The following is a 15,349-nucleotide window of genomic DNA, read 5'->3' on the forward strand; positions in this document are numbered from 1 at the left end:
ACTCGCTATACTCCCCTAACATTACCAGAAACTACAAAAAGATGTATACCGAAGTGTCTCGAAAGTGCCATTGTGGCTTTGAGAAGACACCCACGATTGGAAAATTGCAAATCGTCAACCATTCAAATCAGGGAGCGATTGGCCATTTTTCAATCGCACAGAGCTTTCTTTTTGCGAAAAAAAACGATTTTGAGACACTTTCAGCTGTAGACAGGCTCTAAGATAAAAAATTGAAAGCGAGCTCTCCTGCATCGGTCAGGGCAAATTTCTGGGTGGAGGAAGGGCTTCTTTGAATCAGGGGCACCACTCCCGATGCAATCTCATGATAGCAGGGAATCGTCGCCAAAGCCTCCATATCTAATTCACTCCCCTGTTTTCTGATCGGAAACACCTCTTTAGAGAAGAGGCGGCTCAGCCCGTAAAACGCGCGCTGCAGCGCGGCGACGAATCTCTCGCTTCCGTTTGCCAAGTTCGTATCCCCTTGTAGTTGCCGTTCATGGATAGCCGCAGCAAGGGCATCAATCCCTAAAATTCCATTAAGCTGCTCTCTTTTAGTAAATTTTTTGGCCACGCCCTCAAAGGCCGTGCGCACCAGATAAGGAGCCATCAGCCTGAGCCGTTTAGGGGATGTGATTAAGATACTTATGTTTTCATCTCGTTCAAGAAAATTCATCAGGAGAGAGAGTTTCACCCAATTGGAGAGAGCAAGTTCTTTCTCTTTGATCACTTCTTCATAAAGGACTGACAGCGACAGGACGGAAAGGTAGAGATCTTCCGCCCAGTTTTCTTTCTCAAGGATTCTTTCAAGAGCCAGATAGAGCTCTTTAAGCGCATCGAGGTGATTAGATAACATGCCTTTAAGCTCAATTCTGAGGCGCATGAGACTCTTTTCCTTGGCCAGCAGCTCATTCCTTTGAATTCCCTCGGCGGCCATCTCTTGAAGAGCCTTCCCTGCTTCCTTCCGCACAACGGCCAGCAGCGGCGAATCAATCTCGTGTATTACATCTTTCAGCTTCCATTCAAGTTCGTAGCGCTCAACTTCCTCGGGCGCAATTTCTGAGAGAAACCTCTCGATTTTCCTCCCGACAATCTGGGCGTACCCCAAGATTCCCTCGGCCTGTTCGAGCTGGAAAAACTTCAAGAAATCGGAGACCGACTGGCCGGCCAGGCGTTTATCCAAAGGGGGATAATAGAGCGGCGGGGTGGAGAGGGGCATGCAATTGATTTGACACTTCAGCGCCGCCTCTGCATCCAACGCATTCAGTTTTTCCTGTCGCATCAGATCAAAATCTTCATCCGGAAGAAGATGCTCTGCTATAAAAACTCTGGGTGGATTTGCCATCTCTTCCAAAAGAGTCCGGATCTCTGTTGATTGGATGAGGCTGGATGAAAAAACAAGGGTTCTACCCTCCGCTTTGAACATCCAGGACTCGTCGGCTTTATCATCATTTAAGCTGACATATTCAAACAGGTGGCCATCGATAATCGTTTGTGCTTTCCGCGGCTGCATTCCCCTATTCCTTCTCAGAAAATATCTTTTTATCCTTGCGTATACCTGAAACAGAAGTTAATAATACAGAAATACCCGATCCAACCGAAAGCACTCTATGAGTGTGCTTCGATAGCTAAATCATTATGCCGACAAACCTCTCAATCTGTTATCGGGGCCTTGAGAAAGCAAGGCAATTGAGTGATCGCAAGTCACCTAATATTACCAATATGAGGTAACTTGCACTCTTTCAATCGTAGGAAGCTTTCTCTTTGCCAAAAACTCAGTTTTGAGACACCTTCGAGATAGACCAATTGACACGGAAATTTATGCAAAGTGCGGAAGAATTAAGAAAATGGCTAGGTAACTCCAGCCGGTTCATCGAAGAGAATGCCACGAATCTAAAAGCCGAGCAGCTTCCTGATCTTTTTTTAGAGCTCCTGCTTTTGCCCCCACAGGAGCAGAAAGAGAAGCTGACAGCCCTTCTTTCGGGAATAAAATCCAATTCCGCTCTGACATTGATCGGAAAACTTCTCACTCCTTCCCAGTTTTTGACTCTTTTGGAGGAGCCATCGACTTGTACCCCCTCTATCCTCAACCCTCTCCTCGCCGGCTTTCCGGAGCCCCTTTTCCTCGACTGCATATCCCTGGCATCCAAGGAGACTCTAACAGCGCTCGGCAGGCAAACTTTTGGAGAACCGATAGAACACCATCTTGCCGCTGCCGTACAAACCGTCGACAACTCCCTTCAGCAACTCTATGACTCGTTAAAAATCTCCGAACACGACATACAGCTGCTGGAAACAGGCACTCTTACAGGGGCCGATCTTAAGCGCATCAAGGAGAGTTTCGATAGTCTGGGGATGAAAGCCCACTTAATACTGCACCTGCTCGGCAACCTGCTTCTCCTGGCCTGGAACAGCGGCAGGGCTGAGATGATCGATTCTTTGAGCACAGCCAAAGAATCCTCTTCGAAGTTGATTGTCCAGGTTATTGGCAAAGAAGGGAATGGGGAGACGCCCGCTTCGGGAATGTATTATCTTCTAAAGCTCAAGCTGGACTCGGTATATGAAACAAAAGATCCGCAGAAAGGCAAGGTCCATTTAAGCAATGATCACCCGGCCCTCGAGGCACTCTCTTGCCTATCCCTTTGGTATGTCCAAGATTACCTTGAAAAGGGGCTTCTTGATCATGAGGATATACAATCGCTTGATATTGAAAAAGATAGCACCGAGCTGCATCTCCTCGCCAAAGCAAAGTTAGAGAGAGTCGGTATCAAAACCGTAGGGGATCTAAAAAGAGAGAAAATCTATTCAATTCCTCTTTTGAACGAGTTTTTGCATAGGGTAAAAGAGTAAGAGATTTATACCGAAAGTGTCTAAAAATTAGTTTTTGCAAAGAGAAAGCTCTCATGCCAATTTTTGAGATACTTTCGGTACATACCGAAAGGTTCGCCCAAGGCACCACAAAGCTTTGAATTGCCTGGCGCCGTCTTTGGGGCGTCAGTTTATTTTTTTTCGCTGATCGCCTGCATAATCTCTTTGAAGACGATCTGCGGGTCTTCTCTACCATCTATATGGACAAGCTTGCCTTTCTTTTCGTAAAAGCCAATCAGCGGTTCTGTCTGGGAGTAGTATTGCCTCAGCCTCTCTTCGACCACTTCTTTTTTGTCGTCGGAACGTTGCACAAGTTCGGTACCGCACTTTTCACAAAGTGCCCCTTTTTTGCTCGGGCTGGAATATTTGTTATAGACCGCTCCGCATGAAGGGCAGCTCTCTCTCCCCTCTATTCGTTCGATAATCGTTTGATCGGCCACTTGCAAGTTGATCACTTTATAGCTTCCAGTGGATGCAAGAAGCCTATCGAGCGCTTCCGCCTGAGGGATTGAACGGGGAAATCCATCCAAAACATAACCTTTCAGACAGTCAGGCTTGGAAACCCTGTCTTCCAGCATGTCGACAACGATGGCATCCGGCACGAGCCTGCCGGAATCTAAAAACTCTTTGACCCTCTTGCCAAGATCGGTTCCCTGTTTGAGGTTTTCCCGGAACAGATCACCAGTGGAAATATGCGGTATCCCCAACTCGCCTGCGACCTTCTTAGCCTGCGTCCCCTTACCGGAGCCAGGAGGCCCCAAAAGAATAATAATCATTTTTTCCTGAGCTTTTTCGCTTGAGTCATCCGAAAAAAGCGAACCAAATACAAGTCCTGCAGCGCACATGCTAAATATCAATGCCTTCATCATAAATACTATTCATCAAATAGAGGTTCCTGAGATGGGCGAGCATTTGTCTGGCATGTCATGCGCCCTCTGCCGGAGTTCCGTGGAAATGTTAGCGAATAGGAGAATTGATCACGAGAAAAAAGGCCGATCTGCCTAAGCAAGACGGCCTTTTTTTGAGCATGGATTAATAACCCATCAGAGACCAGAACCCACTTGCCTTGGGTTCCCTTTCAGCTTTTCCCAAACCGAAACGGGCATACTGATCAAAGAGAGGCGAGAGCTGTGCGAGGTTATCCGCAATCAGAGTCATCTGCTCTAACGTTGCGGGCTGTACAGTAAATTCAGGCACTAAACTGACACTATAGTAAAAGTTATTGTACGTGAATTCACTCATCTCTTTCTTCAAAGCTGCAAGGCTCTCTTTGCGCAGTCTGATATCTTCCAAGAGCTCACCCAGGGTTGTCGATTGCTCACCCTTAGTTGCTTCCAGCTTGGTAGCCGCTGTGTTAACTGCTAGCTGGCGGCTCTCTACACCCGCTTCGATCGCAGACTTTAAATCCTCGTCGCTCTGCAAGCTTAGGGCAGTTCTAGCCTTGTATTCCTTCAGCTGTTTATCTTTTGTCTGCAGGTCGGCTGTATCGTCTTCTACCCTTCTTTTAAATAGAGCTTCCTGCTGCTTCATTGCAGCCTCAAGCATCTCCAGCTCCTTGGTTCCAGATGCAAAATTCACCTGAAGCTCATTTGCCTTTGCGAGAGCGATCATTCTGTCTTTCCACGTAACGATCAGTTCCCTGGCCAAAACGATCTCCTGTTCGTCAGCAGCTCTCCCCTCTTTTGCCGCTTTGGCAAAAATACCCAGCAGGGCTTTTTTCGTTGCCAGTACTGCATCATCAAATTTGACACGAGTGAAATCAACTTTACCGACACTCATGGATTCGTTCACAATCTTACCCGAGAGCAATGCCTCATCAAAGAACATTGCCGATAGCGACACGACAGCTTCTTTAACGCTTGGCTCCACTTCAAGTGTTGTAAGCGCTTCAGTCAACTGATGGCCAAAGACATCCAGGTACTGCACAAAAGCGTCACAGATTTTCAGCACATAGGGAATGTTGTTTGCCAAAACTTCCACTGAATCGCTGATTTGCTTAGTTGCCTGTTCACTCTCAGCCTGGGCTTTCCAGAAATCGGATAGCTCCTTGAAGCAGGTTGTGATTTCTAGAGTCTGCTTTTCTGTGAGCGGGGCTTTTTTCTCCTTCGCATCGAGCAGTCTTGCCAAAATGATATTGGAGATACAGCTGACCTGCTCCAGTAAAGCTCCGGTAGCAACAACCTCTTTTCCTGTCACTTCGACGGCACGCCCTTCAACAAGACTCGTATAGCCTGCTCTTGTTTGGTAGTTTCGGCTAAACAGGCAAGGAGCAAATTTGACAATCGTCTCAGATACCTTGTCGTGTTTTGCCTCCCTGTCCATGTCCTCCCCCGGGTACTGCGGTACAGGAATTGTTGCGTCCTGAGCTACAGGGTTTCTCCATGCCGTTAGTGCTCCAGTATAGTCAAAAGCCATGTGCGTCTCCTTTCTATAGTGATGATTGTGAGCTCAAAAAATAGAGCTTTAAACCGTTTTAATCCGATCGGAATATCGGCACAAGAAGAGTTTGACGCTGATGTAATTAACTAAATCGAAGAAAACAATAGAACGATCAATCAGCAACAAGAAAACAAAATCTTTAAAATCGATTAATTTAATATTTAAAAACCTCAACTATAATTTAGTTAAATAAAAAGTTTAAATGTTAAAAGGAGATAATAAAATGGTTGGCATAATCACATCAGGCTTTGGCTTTACTAAAACATTAGTACAGGCAGAACCCTCTACACCCATCGACAACCTCATCAAAGATCTCGAGAATAAACTCCCGAATCTTCCCGCGCATGAACAAGGCGCTATGGCGGCCCGTATTGCCGCGATGAAGACAGCCGCTAAAACCAATGCAGTGAAAGACGATGCTGCCAATGTTGGAATCGAAGTAGCCAAATTTGCCGTCGGTAAAGTAGGCGGACCTGTCGGCAGCGCGATTGCCACCTATGCTTTTCACGGTACGCAGCAAGAGATCAAAAACCGCAAAAGCATGAAGATTCAAAAGGCGGAAATGGTAGGCGGTCGCCGTATCAGCCGCAAATGCAAGAGTGGGAAACCGCAAGAGACATCCGCCGTCGCAGCGGCTGCAAAAGCCGGAATTACAAGCGTTGTTGTCGCAGCCACCGGAGTCACAGGCATGATCACCGGTACGCTCGGCTGGGCTTACAGCGCAGGCAAATCCTTGATGTTCGGTTAATAGATCACTGAATAAGGCAGGTGTTATGACACTTTCAGCATAACATCTGCCTCTTCGTTTAAGCAGACATCACTGCGCTATAGCGCTCAAGTGCGGCGGGATGACCAATCCCCGCTGTATGGCATATCTTCTCCGCAGCAAACGTCCCGGAATTGAACGCCTTACCGGTAAGCTGGTAATACCGTTCCGCTGCAAGCTCATAGACCGCCATCTTTTTAAAATACGATTTAGCCCCCTTTTTCGCCCGGGCATCGGCTCTGATACCGCATGCATCCGCGCGGAGCTCCTGCGGGTATTCGCTCTTCTTGACGCACAGCTGCGGAAAAAATAGGGACAAAGCCGCTAGCGCAAAAAAGACGGCTGGACTTACTGAATCGGAATAGAGATTCAAAAAGATCAGAGCGCAGGTTGCAGCAACAAGCCGAAGCGCAAGCCGCTTTTCATTATCGCTCTGTTTTATATGGGATAGTTCGTGCTTTAAGATGAAATAAATTTCATCGGCATCAAGGCAGAAAGCGCACTCACGGTATAAACCCATCAGGGCGCTGACTTGTCCCTCATCAGCTGAAGCTATCTTGGACTTCAGACAGGCTGCGTCATCAGGCAGTTTACTCACCTGATCGAGCCAGGCGGTCAAGTAAATATTTTTCGTTGGAGACAAATTCCCGGAGATATCTTCAAGAGAATGGGGACTGAACAAGATCACAGCATTCTTTCTATTCCCCACGGTTTCGCAGAGCCCATCCCCTTTAGAACCTGCACCGACTACTGTAGAGAAACCGATCCGGTCGGCTTCATTGTTTAGGATTTGCCCAAGTATGCTATTGACTCGATCAAGACCTTGCTGCGCCTTGAAAGTCAAATCTTCCGAGAGATTGCCATGGTTGCGCTGGACCCAAGCCGGGTCGAAAACCGATCGCGCCCCTTCGACATTCAATATACACTGCGCCATTGCCACCGCACCTATCGTCATAGCCCCTCCACTCTTCAAGAACCAATTACAAACGCATCAATCATTCAATTTATAAAACAAACGTCAAAAATAACACAGCATAAAGTTAAATAAAACAAAACACTTTGTAAATAGAAAATAAATCACACTACTTGTCAACCCCCGTATTTTTAATCTACCTAATCCTATTTCAAGCAAAACTCAAAGAATATCTCGTATTCAAAAAAATCAGAACCACAAAAATATTAATTTATTATAAAACATTATTAAAATATTTTCTTTAATCAAATTGTTGGTTATAATGAACATACGGACGTGACTTGGTTCGCGTTTGTATAGGGGCAAATTAGCCTCTATTAAATTATAGGCAGATAATATTTAACACCCGTGAGGTTTAGTATGAATAAGAAAAAGCTGACGGACAATGAATTAAAAAATTGTGTTGGCGGCCTCTCGCTCGAAACTGGTGTGATCAATGACAAGAATGGAACAAATATTGTTGATGCTCCGGCACAAGCTGTGAAGGGAGCATTTACTGCGTTCGGGAATATTATTACCAAAGGCCCCGGACTGCTGGCCAATGTTGACTTGATAGTCTAAGAGTAAACTAGAGAATCAAGCGTCCATGAAAGGGTGTCTGATTCTCAATATATCGTTGAAGCGAAAGCAAAAAGGGCCCGGCGGGGCCCTCGTTTTTTACTCTAGTTTTCCGCGGTCCAGCGTCAAAATTCGCTCAGCAAAAGAAAGGGTCGATTTGCGATGAGAAACGATCAGTTTGGTCTGAGGAAGCTTTAGAATTCTACTCATCAACTCCCTCTCCCTCACAGCGTCTAATGCAGCTGTGGGTTCATCTAAAAGTAAAATGTCAGGCTTATGAGCCAAAGCTCTTGCCAGAATCAAGCGCGCCTTTTCACCCCCGGAAAGCGTTGCCCCGCCGCTTGGCAAAACAGTATCCAGCCCCATAGGGAGTGTTTTGATCACCTCATTAAATCCACTGTCAACTAATGCGCTTTGAACTTCCTCTTCACTTAGTGGACGACCCAACATGATATTATCGCGTATAGTGCCGATAAACACTTGAGAGTTCTGTAAAAAACACCCTATTCGAGCTCTCAAAGATGAGGGATCAATAGCAGAAAGATCAATTCCATCAAAAAACACCTCGCCGCTCGTAGGGACCTCCAAACCTAGAAGGAGACGGATCAGCGTAGATTTGCCTGATCCGGACCTACCCCGGATCGCAACAAACTCTCCCCTTCTGAGAGTAAGGTTGACGTTGTGTAAAAGAGGGACCGGCTGATCGGGGTACTGGAAGCTTATGTTTGTCAGCTCGACCCGTCCTTCCAGGTTCCTTACAGGCCTTTGGAATTCTTTGGTCTCGGCCCCTTCCTTCAAAATGACTTCAACGCGTTCAATAAGCGGAATGGACGCAAATAAACCTCCGGCAGAGCCGATAAGATCGGAAAAAGCCAGGGAAAACGCGCCAAAAGCAGAGAGAAATGCCAACAGCTCTCCGATGGTTAATTGGGGCTCTCTTCCATCTGAAGCAGTTAAAAGGGGGAAGGCTGCGAGATAGAGAATCAGTGTTGTCACTGGAGGGAAAAATGACTGAATCAATGAGGCTATCACTTCCGCTTTTTTGGCTTTGAGCTTATCTTTTTCAATATCCGTGAAGAGTTCTCCCCAGTATTTAAAAGCAAAAATTTCACTTCCGGTGGCTCGCAGTTTGCTAATACCCACAACGAGTTGCATCAAAAACCCTTGGAGCTCCGCTCCTTTTTCTGTCAACCGGCGCATGATGGGGAGCAAGTATATAATATAGTAGGCCGTAATCGCCAACGACAGCGATGTCAAAAAGAGAGCTATAGCAGCCAGAAAAGGGCTGTAAACAATCATCAATATGGCAAAGCATAACGCTGCTACGGGTGTGATGAAAAGGCGTACGAGAGGACCTGTCAGCTGCCGCCTGAGCTGGTCGAAAAGTGTGAGGCGCAGCATCAAATCTCCCGAGGAGTACTTTCTAAAAAAGGAGGCAGGGAGGCTGATGATTTTTTTCCAAAAGGCCATCTGAAGCGTATTTTCCACGATCCCCGTAAGCCTCGTCTCCGCTAAAGACCTGACGATGTAAAAAGCGAGCATCCCTAGGGCTGCGATCCCAAGGCTCAAAAGAAGCTGATTGAACAGAGAAAACTTTAAATCAGGGATAATTGTATCGAATAGTAGCTGATTGGAAAGGGGAAACAGAAGATTTACTGCCGTTGCCATGAAGGCTGTTGCGCATATCAGGAAGAGTTCCCGCTTCGCGTTTTTGAGGCCAAAGCGAAGCAGATATAACGGTCCGACTTTGCTCTCTTTAAAATTGCGATAAAACTGAAAACCGAGGGGCTTTAGAAGGGAAAAACTATCCGGCGTTAGTAGAGAGCGTTCTTTGCTACCCGGTTCAATCAGCACCAGACCACCTTCTCGGACAGGCATAAGGCAAACGGGTTTGCTGTTTTTTTTTAGAAAGGCAAGAAAAGGGACCGGACTTTTGTTGATAAGATCCCTGTTTAAGACAACCTCCCTAAAAGAGGCGTTAGCCTCCCTGCAAAATGCGTCAATTACATGAGAGGGATCTTCTGCCTGCTCGTGCCGTTTTTCCTTCAAAGGATTAAAGGGAATCCCCTGGAACTGTCCGATCAAAAAGAGACATTGGTAAAAAGCGCTTTCAGAAGCTCTTGAAAAAGCAAATGATTCATCCGAAATAAAGATTTCGGCTGTTTTATCAAAAAGAGCCCTCAATGTTTCCGGATTCACTTTCTCTTTGGGGTGAGTAGGCTCTTTGCTCAATTTGCACCCTCCCAAAATCTTGCGTAAACTCCACCTTTTTTCATCAGCTCCGCGTGGGTTCCCCGATCCTGAATCGTTCCATTCTCCACCCAGAGCACTTCATCGGCTTGCTGCACAACGCTAATGCGATGAGAAATGATCAAGAGCCCTCTACCACCTTTCTTCAAGTTAACTAAGATATCTTTTTCAAGGTCTGCATCCAGAGCGCTTGTCGCTTCGTCAAGAAGAAGAATAGAGGGGTTGGTGAAGAGGGCCCTTGCAATCTCAATCCTCTGTTTCTGACCCTCGCTGAAATTGCTGCCTCCCTGGGCTACGCGGTAATCGAGACCACCATCTAGCGCCATAAGCTCTTTAGCAAGACAAGCATCCTCGAGGTTTTTCTTTAACTGTTCGTCTGAGCCAGATGGTTTCCAAAGCGTTAAATTATCTCTAAGAGAGCCTTCGAAGAGAAAAAAATCCTGATCTACCATAGACAGAATTTGCGATATCTCATCGCGCGAAAATTTGCTCAAAGAAAGGCCATCGATGAAAATCTCACCTTTGAGCGGAGAGAATAGTCCCAGCGCTAATCGCAAGATCGTGCTCTTCCCTGCACCCGATTGGCCCACAATTGCAATCGTTCGCCCCTGCTCCAGCCGAAAGGAAAAATTATGAATCAACGGCTCTTCTAAAGGCGAATAGCCAAATGCCACATTCTTAAATTCCAGCACATGACCGCTTTTGGATGCTGATTTCATGAAAGAAGACCCTTTTGCTTTCAGAGTAGCATCAGGCGCATTGCCTAAAACATCATCCACTCTCTGCATGTCGATCTTTAAGGTTTGAAGAAAAACTCCCATGGATACGAGCTGCTCGAAAGGGCGCAAGAAGAACATCAGAAGCGCTTGAAAGGCTATAAACATCCCTACAGTAAGTTGCCCCTCCATGATTTTATAGCCGCCAAGGCCGATCAGAGCGATTTCAGCCAATTTTTGAGAAAAGCGAACGAAGCTGATGAGATAAGCATCTCTATCTCCGATATTCTGCAGGGAATTGATCTTTTTCGTTGTCAGCCCGGCAATCTTGGAAAAGAAAAAATTCTCAGAGCCGGATGTTTTGATTGTCTCTATGCTTCTCAAAAGGTCAAGGCTGACGCCTGTGATGGTTGCTGTATCTTGCTGAAGTGCCATGTAGGCGCTTTTTCTTGTTTCTGCAACTCTCCAAAGAAGCAAAACATTCATCATCGCTATGCCTAAAGCTAAAATAGCTATCGCCGGACTGAATTGAAAGATCACAAATCCGGACGAAAAAATCGTCAGGAAACCAAGCAAAATCATAGAGGCTTGAGTTGACAGCATATCTGCAATAGATACGTTAAGCTGCATCCTTGCTATCACTTCCCCTCCGAAGCGTTGATAGAAGAAAAAAACCGGTAAGCGCAGAAGATGCCAAAGGTAACGAAATGAGAAAATCAATGAGAGCTTAGTTTCAAGGCGCCTAATTGTATTAGCCTGCAAAAATATGAACCCGGAAAGAAGAAAAGTGAGAAGAGTCATCAATCCGGCAAAGCTCCAAAGCCAATCGTACATGCCTCTTGATAAAATACTATCGAGGTAAACTCTTGAGAAGATGGGAGGGGCCAGGCTTAAAAGGGAGAGGGCGGTCTGAGCCAGCAGGAGAAAAAAAAGAGTTGGGAAAGATCCTTGCAGGCGCTCCATCGCGAGCGAGAAAATTCCAGGTAGTGAGCCTGTTCTAACGAAATTTTCTCCAGGTACCATCTCAAATGCGAGGCCGCTGTATCCTTTTGAAAACTCCTCTCTCGTAACTTTTCTCCGCCCAGCTGCCGGGTCGTTGATATATGCATATCTGGAGGTGAGATCTTCAATAACGACGAAGTGATTTCCCTTCCAAAACAAAATTGCAGGAAATTGAAGTTCATCAAAATGATCTGCGCTGATTCGATAACCTTCCGCATCAAGACCGTTAGCTTTAGCAGCCTTTAAAAGGGCGTACCCATTGCATCCATTCCTCGACACTCCGCACTGGAGCCTCAGCTGCTCAAGGGCAATATGCCTTCCAAAGTAATCTAATATGATTTTAAGGCAAGCGGCTCCGCATTCGGCAGCCTCAAACTGAGCTACATGAGGTGTCTTAACGGCCGCCTTTCTCCAAAGCCTTCGAAAGAATTGATCAACCATCCTTTTGAACCGCCTTTGAGTCCTTTTCAGGGGATTGATCCAGTGCGCTCTTCAGTTTCCAAACGGGGAAAAGATAGGAGATAGGACGGACTTCTTCAATGATCACTTTAATTTTGGCCAACGTTCCTGTGGTGATAACCTCTTGCGGTCCACTCCCTGATGTCCATGAAAACCCGCTGGGTGTAGAATGGTCAGCCACCGGCTTGGCTATGATTTGCAAAACAGCTCGATTACTTCCCATCAGATACTGGCTCAAGGTGGCATTTTGCAAAGTTTTTTCTAAAGCATTTGCTGAAATGGCAAAAAGCGAGACATCGAGAACTTCAGCATTCATCATTCCGAACTCCTGAGGATTAACATTAAGAAGTTCGACGTTTACCTTAGCTCCCGGGTTAATTCTCTTACCCATATCTGCAGAAACATACGAGTAGATCAGTATGGGATCGCCCTCTTTGACAACATGTTCTGACCAGATTACAGCTTCTCCTTTAGCGACGAATGTACCCTCTCGTACGTTGACTTCTAAAACCTTGCCCGGCTGGGGTGCTTTGATGAGAGCAAGCTCTTTTCGCTTCATGAGAAGCTCGTAGTTTTCCTTTGCTGCAAGCACCTCCTGTTCCTTTCCCTTGATCTCCTCGGTCCTGTACTCCTTGGCAAGTTTGGCTTTCAAAGAAGAGATCGAGGCTTTCATCTTCTCCAGGTTTATCTCCCGCTCGCTGACTTGAAATTCCGCATCGCGGAGGGCTTGCAGGCTGATCAGTCCTTTCTCATAGAGGGAGCGCTTCTTTTCCGATACTTCCTTTAACTTTGGAATCTCTTCCAATAACTTTTCCTGATTGAATTCGAGAGCCTTCAATTCCGCATGCATGGCTAAAACTTCGGCTTTGTACTCTTCACCAACTTGCGTTTTCAACCTCGCAAGCTCCGCTTCCTCTGTCGTCAGTTTCAGCTCTGCTGCCTGGAGCTTGAGCTCCTCTTCAGGCTCTAGCAGCTCAATCAGATTCTCACCTGCTGTGAAACGGTCATCTTTTTTCACGAAAATTTTCTGAACTATTCCGGGAGTCGTCGATTCGACACTAAAAACTCCTTTCTCGTTCAGGATAATACCTAATCCTTCAGCTTTGATGGGGATTTTTCCGAAAATTGACCAGAGCAATAAAAATGTTAAAATCCCGCCCAGTGCTATGATTGCCAGCCACGACTTTGTGTCGACGACCGCGAGAGTCTCTCCCATCTTGTCAATCAGGCTGTCTTCATGAGAGCCTGGTTCCGCTTCTTCACTCATCAACAAACTGCTCCACGTTCGCAACCGCGTATTCGTTAAAACAAGGCGTGCTGCTAAGCAAAATACCCATTTCGTAGTAGAGTAACGCCAGGTTTTTTGCATACCTCGCCTGCAGGCGCACCAATTCCCGCTTCGAGTTGGTCAACCTGCGCTGAAAGTCTAGCACGACAAAGAGTGTGCTTGCTCCGGCGTTGAGTCTGATAATCTCATTGGAAACCAGTTCGCTGTTATACTTCACCTCTTCTTCTGCTTTATCTACAAGCTCGGCTAAGGTGGCGTGCTGGGTCGTCGCCTCCCTGATCTTAACCATCGCCTTATGGCGGGATCTGCTCAAAAGCAGATTGAATCTCTCGGATTCCGCAGCTTGCTGACGCAAGCGTCCTCGCGCTTCGGATTGCTGGAGCGGCATGGAAAACCGAAGCATGACTGAAGCATCTGTTTCACTTTGATCCCGGCTTAAGATGGAAGAGAGAGACCGAGTCCTCCGCCCCATCTGAAGATTTGAAGACGAAATCTCCCCAACAATATCAAGAGAGGGCAAAAGAGCATTCAGATCTCCGATGACAATATATTTAGAGGCCATCAGTTGTGATTTCAACGATAAAATCTCAGGACGATTCATAATCCCTATTGAAATGAACTTTTGGATGATCTGTTCATCTCCCAAAGGGATTTTTTTGATCTTTGGAAAATCATCCAATTTCCAGTCAATCACGACGGGGTCTGTGATGCGATCTCCGAGACCGGTAAGAAAAAAAAGTTGTTGCGTAGATGTGATCGCTTCTTGCCGCGCTGCTTCAAGAGCAATATTTTCATTTGCCAAAAGAGCCAGGACCTGCACCCTATCCGACTTGGGTATCTCATCCTCTTTAATCAGATCGTCGGTGTTCCGCATCAACTCTTCGGTTTTTTTAACTGAATCCATCTGGATATCGATGATTTTTTGGCTGGCAGCCAAATCCCAATAAAACTCGATCGTTTCCAAAATCCTAGCAGAAATTTCTAACAAGGTATTGCTTTTGACCGCTTCCAAAATCCACTTTTCTGCAATCTCATCAACGCGCTCTCTCCCATAAAGAAGGTCCTTGAGAAGCGGCTGTTCTATGCGCAGGAAAAGCCCTGCGATAGATCCATCCGCTGCTGAATCCACTAGATTGGATACCGGATTATGCGACTGAAGAACTTCGCTTCCCATCAATATGCGAGTTCCCGGTCTTGTTTTCTTGGCAACTTCGATCCGCCCCCTGTTTTCATGCGCCCATTTCGTAGACTTAACCCCTGTCGATATATCCTGGGCATCACGGATAGAATCGTGTTCAATTTCGCTGTTAACATAATAGTCAAAGGGAGCCGCTTTTTCCTGAACAACCCCTTGCTGCTCGACCACATCCAAGATTAAAACGCCTACCTGTCTATCATTGTGGAGGGTATCTGCAATTGCATCGGTTAATCGAAAATATGTCGATTCGGCGAGGCTCGCATGAGGTTGCATGTAGAAAAAGGTGGAAAGGAAAAAAAAAGCCGTTCTACTGAAAAGATATTTCGGTCCGTACCTGCATCCGTGAGTTAGAGCCTTGGTCATGTGATTGGATACCATTTTATCTAGAAAAGGGAAATGCGCTGGGTGTCTTACCTCATCTATTTGTATATACAGAGGGTTGAATTTAAGAGAAAGTTTGACCACACCGATTATGTTTGAAAATTTGGGATAGCACTTGGTCGTCGGTTAAAGAAAGAGTTTTGCAATCCGATCTAAGCACAAGCACGCCTACGTGGGTGCATTAGGATCCAACGTGACACGGAAATAAAATATCAACTTTAAATTTAGGTAAAAAAAAAGCCCTTACAGGATAGCCTGTAAGGGCGAACAAAAGACCTGGCAGCGACCTACTCTCCCACACTCTTGCGTGCAGTACCATCGGCGATGAAGGGTTTTACTTCTGAGTTCGGAATGGGATCAGGTATGGCTCCTTCTCTAGTGCCACCAGGAAAAAAATCTATGAATTGTTAACCTGCAATTCAGGCAGGGTCTGGCAAAAAAAAAGCCCTTACAG

11 protein-coding genes and 1 rRNA gene are annotated in these 15,349 nt (G+C 46.2%); 3 read left to right on the forward strand and 9 right to left on the reverse strand.

The window, feature by feature from the left end:
• Positions 1-217 precede the first annotated feature (217 nt).
• A complete protein-coding gene (locus ELAC_RS04995) occupies positions 218-1,510 on the reverse strand; it encodes a hypothetical protein (protein ID WP_098038171.1) in 1,293 nt (430 codons plus the stop codon).
• A 308-nt stretch (positions 1,511-1,818) separates the two neighbouring features.
• Between ELAC_RS04995 and ELAC_RS05000 the strand changes: the two genes are divergently transcribed.
• A complete protein-coding gene (locus tag ELAC_RS05000; protein WP_098038172.1) occupies positions 1,819-2,847 on the forward strand; it encodes a hypothetical protein in 1,029 nt (342 codons plus the stop codon).
• Positions 2,848-2,996: 149 nt separating this feature from the next.
• Here ELAC_RS05000 and ELAC_RS05005 read toward each other — a convergent pair whose 3' ends face one another.
• Positions 2,997-3,641 (reverse strand): adenylate kinase, encoded by a 645-nt coding sequence (locus ELAC_RS05005; protein WP_098038202.1) that lies wholly within the window; start codon positions 3,639-3,641, stop codon positions 2,997-2,999.
• 256 nt (positions 3,642-3,897) lie between these two features.
• On the reverse strand, positions 3,898-5,280 hold the full coding sequence (locus tag ELAC_RS05010; RefSeq protein WP_098038173.1) for a hypothetical protein: 1,383 nt from the start codon (positions 5,278-5,280) through the stop codon (positions 3,898-3,900).
• A 247-nt stretch (positions 5,281-5,527) separates the two neighbouring features.
• Here ELAC_RS05010 and ELAC_RS05015 point away from each other — a divergent pair, with 247 nt between their 5' ends.
• Positions 5,528-6,052 (forward strand): hypothetical protein, encoded by a 525-nt coding sequence (locus ELAC_RS05015; RefSeq protein ID WP_098038174.1) that lies wholly within the window; start codon positions 5,528-5,530, stop codon positions 6,050-6,052.
• 58 nt (positions 6,053-6,110) lie between these two features.
• Here ELAC_RS05015 and ELAC_RS05020 read toward each other — a convergent pair whose 3' ends face one another.
• On the reverse strand, positions 6,111-7,025 hold the full coding sequence (locus ELAC_RS05020; RefSeq protein ID WP_098038175.1) for a M48 family metalloprotease: 915 nt from the start codon (positions 7,023-7,025) through the stop codon (positions 6,111-6,113).
• Positions 7,026-7,403: 378 nt separating this feature from the next.
• On the opposite strand from ELAC_RS05020, the gene ELAC_RS05025 reads away from it, so the two are divergent.
• Positions 7,404-7,604 carry a hypothetical protein gene (locus ELAC_RS05025; protein WP_098038176.1) on the forward strand — a complete coding sequence of 67 codons (201 nt, stop codon included), beginning with the start codon at positions 7,404-7,406 and terminating at the stop codon, positions 7,602-7,604.
• A 96-nt stretch (positions 7,605-7,700) separates the two neighbouring features.
• On the opposite strand, the gene ELAC_RS05030 is transcribed toward ELAC_RS05025, so the two are convergent.
• The 5 genes from ELAC_RS05030 to rrf form a co-directional block, all read right to left on the reverse strand.
• Positions 7,701-9,833, reverse strand: coding sequence for a peptidase domain-containing ABC transporter (locus tag ELAC_RS05030; protein ID WP_098038177.1), 2,133 nt, complete (start codon positions 9,831-9,833; stop codon positions 7,701-7,703).
• Positions 9,830-12,010, reverse strand: a complete 2,181-nt coding sequence (locus tag ELAC_RS05035; RefSeq protein ID WP_098038178.1) for a cysteine peptidase family C39 domain-containing protein — start codon at positions 12,008-12,010, stop codon at positions 9,830-9,832. The genes ELAC_RS05030 and ELAC_RS05035 overlap by 4 nt, the downstream gene beginning before the upstream one ends.
• The gene (locus ELAC_RS05040; RefSeq protein ID WP_158227811.1) at positions 12,003-13,295 is read right to left on the reverse strand and encodes an NHLP bacteriocin system secretion protein; all 1,293 of its coding nucleotides are present in this window, start codon (positions 13,293-13,295) and stop codon (positions 12,003-12,005) included. The genes ELAC_RS05035 and ELAC_RS05040 overlap by 8 nt, the downstream gene beginning before the upstream one ends.
• Positions 13,288-14,877, reverse strand: a complete 1,590-nt coding sequence (locus ELAC_RS05045) for a TolC family protein (protein WP_158227812.1) — start codon at positions 14,875-14,877, stop codon at positions 13,288-13,290. Before ELAC_RS05045 ends, ELAC_RS05040 begins: the two co-directional genes overlap by 8 nt.
• Positions 14,878-15,169: 292 nt before the next feature.
• Positions 15,170-15,284: ribosomal RNA gene (rrf, locus tag ELAC_RS05050) — 5S ribosomal RNA — on the reverse strand.
• Between the last annotated feature and the right edge of the window lie 65 nt (positions 15,285-15,349).

This window comes from Estrella lausannensis (assembly GCF_900000175.1).
GTDB classification, from domain to species: Bacteria; Chlamydiota; Chlamydiia; order Chlamydiales; family Criblamydiaceae; genus Estrella; species Estrella lausannensis.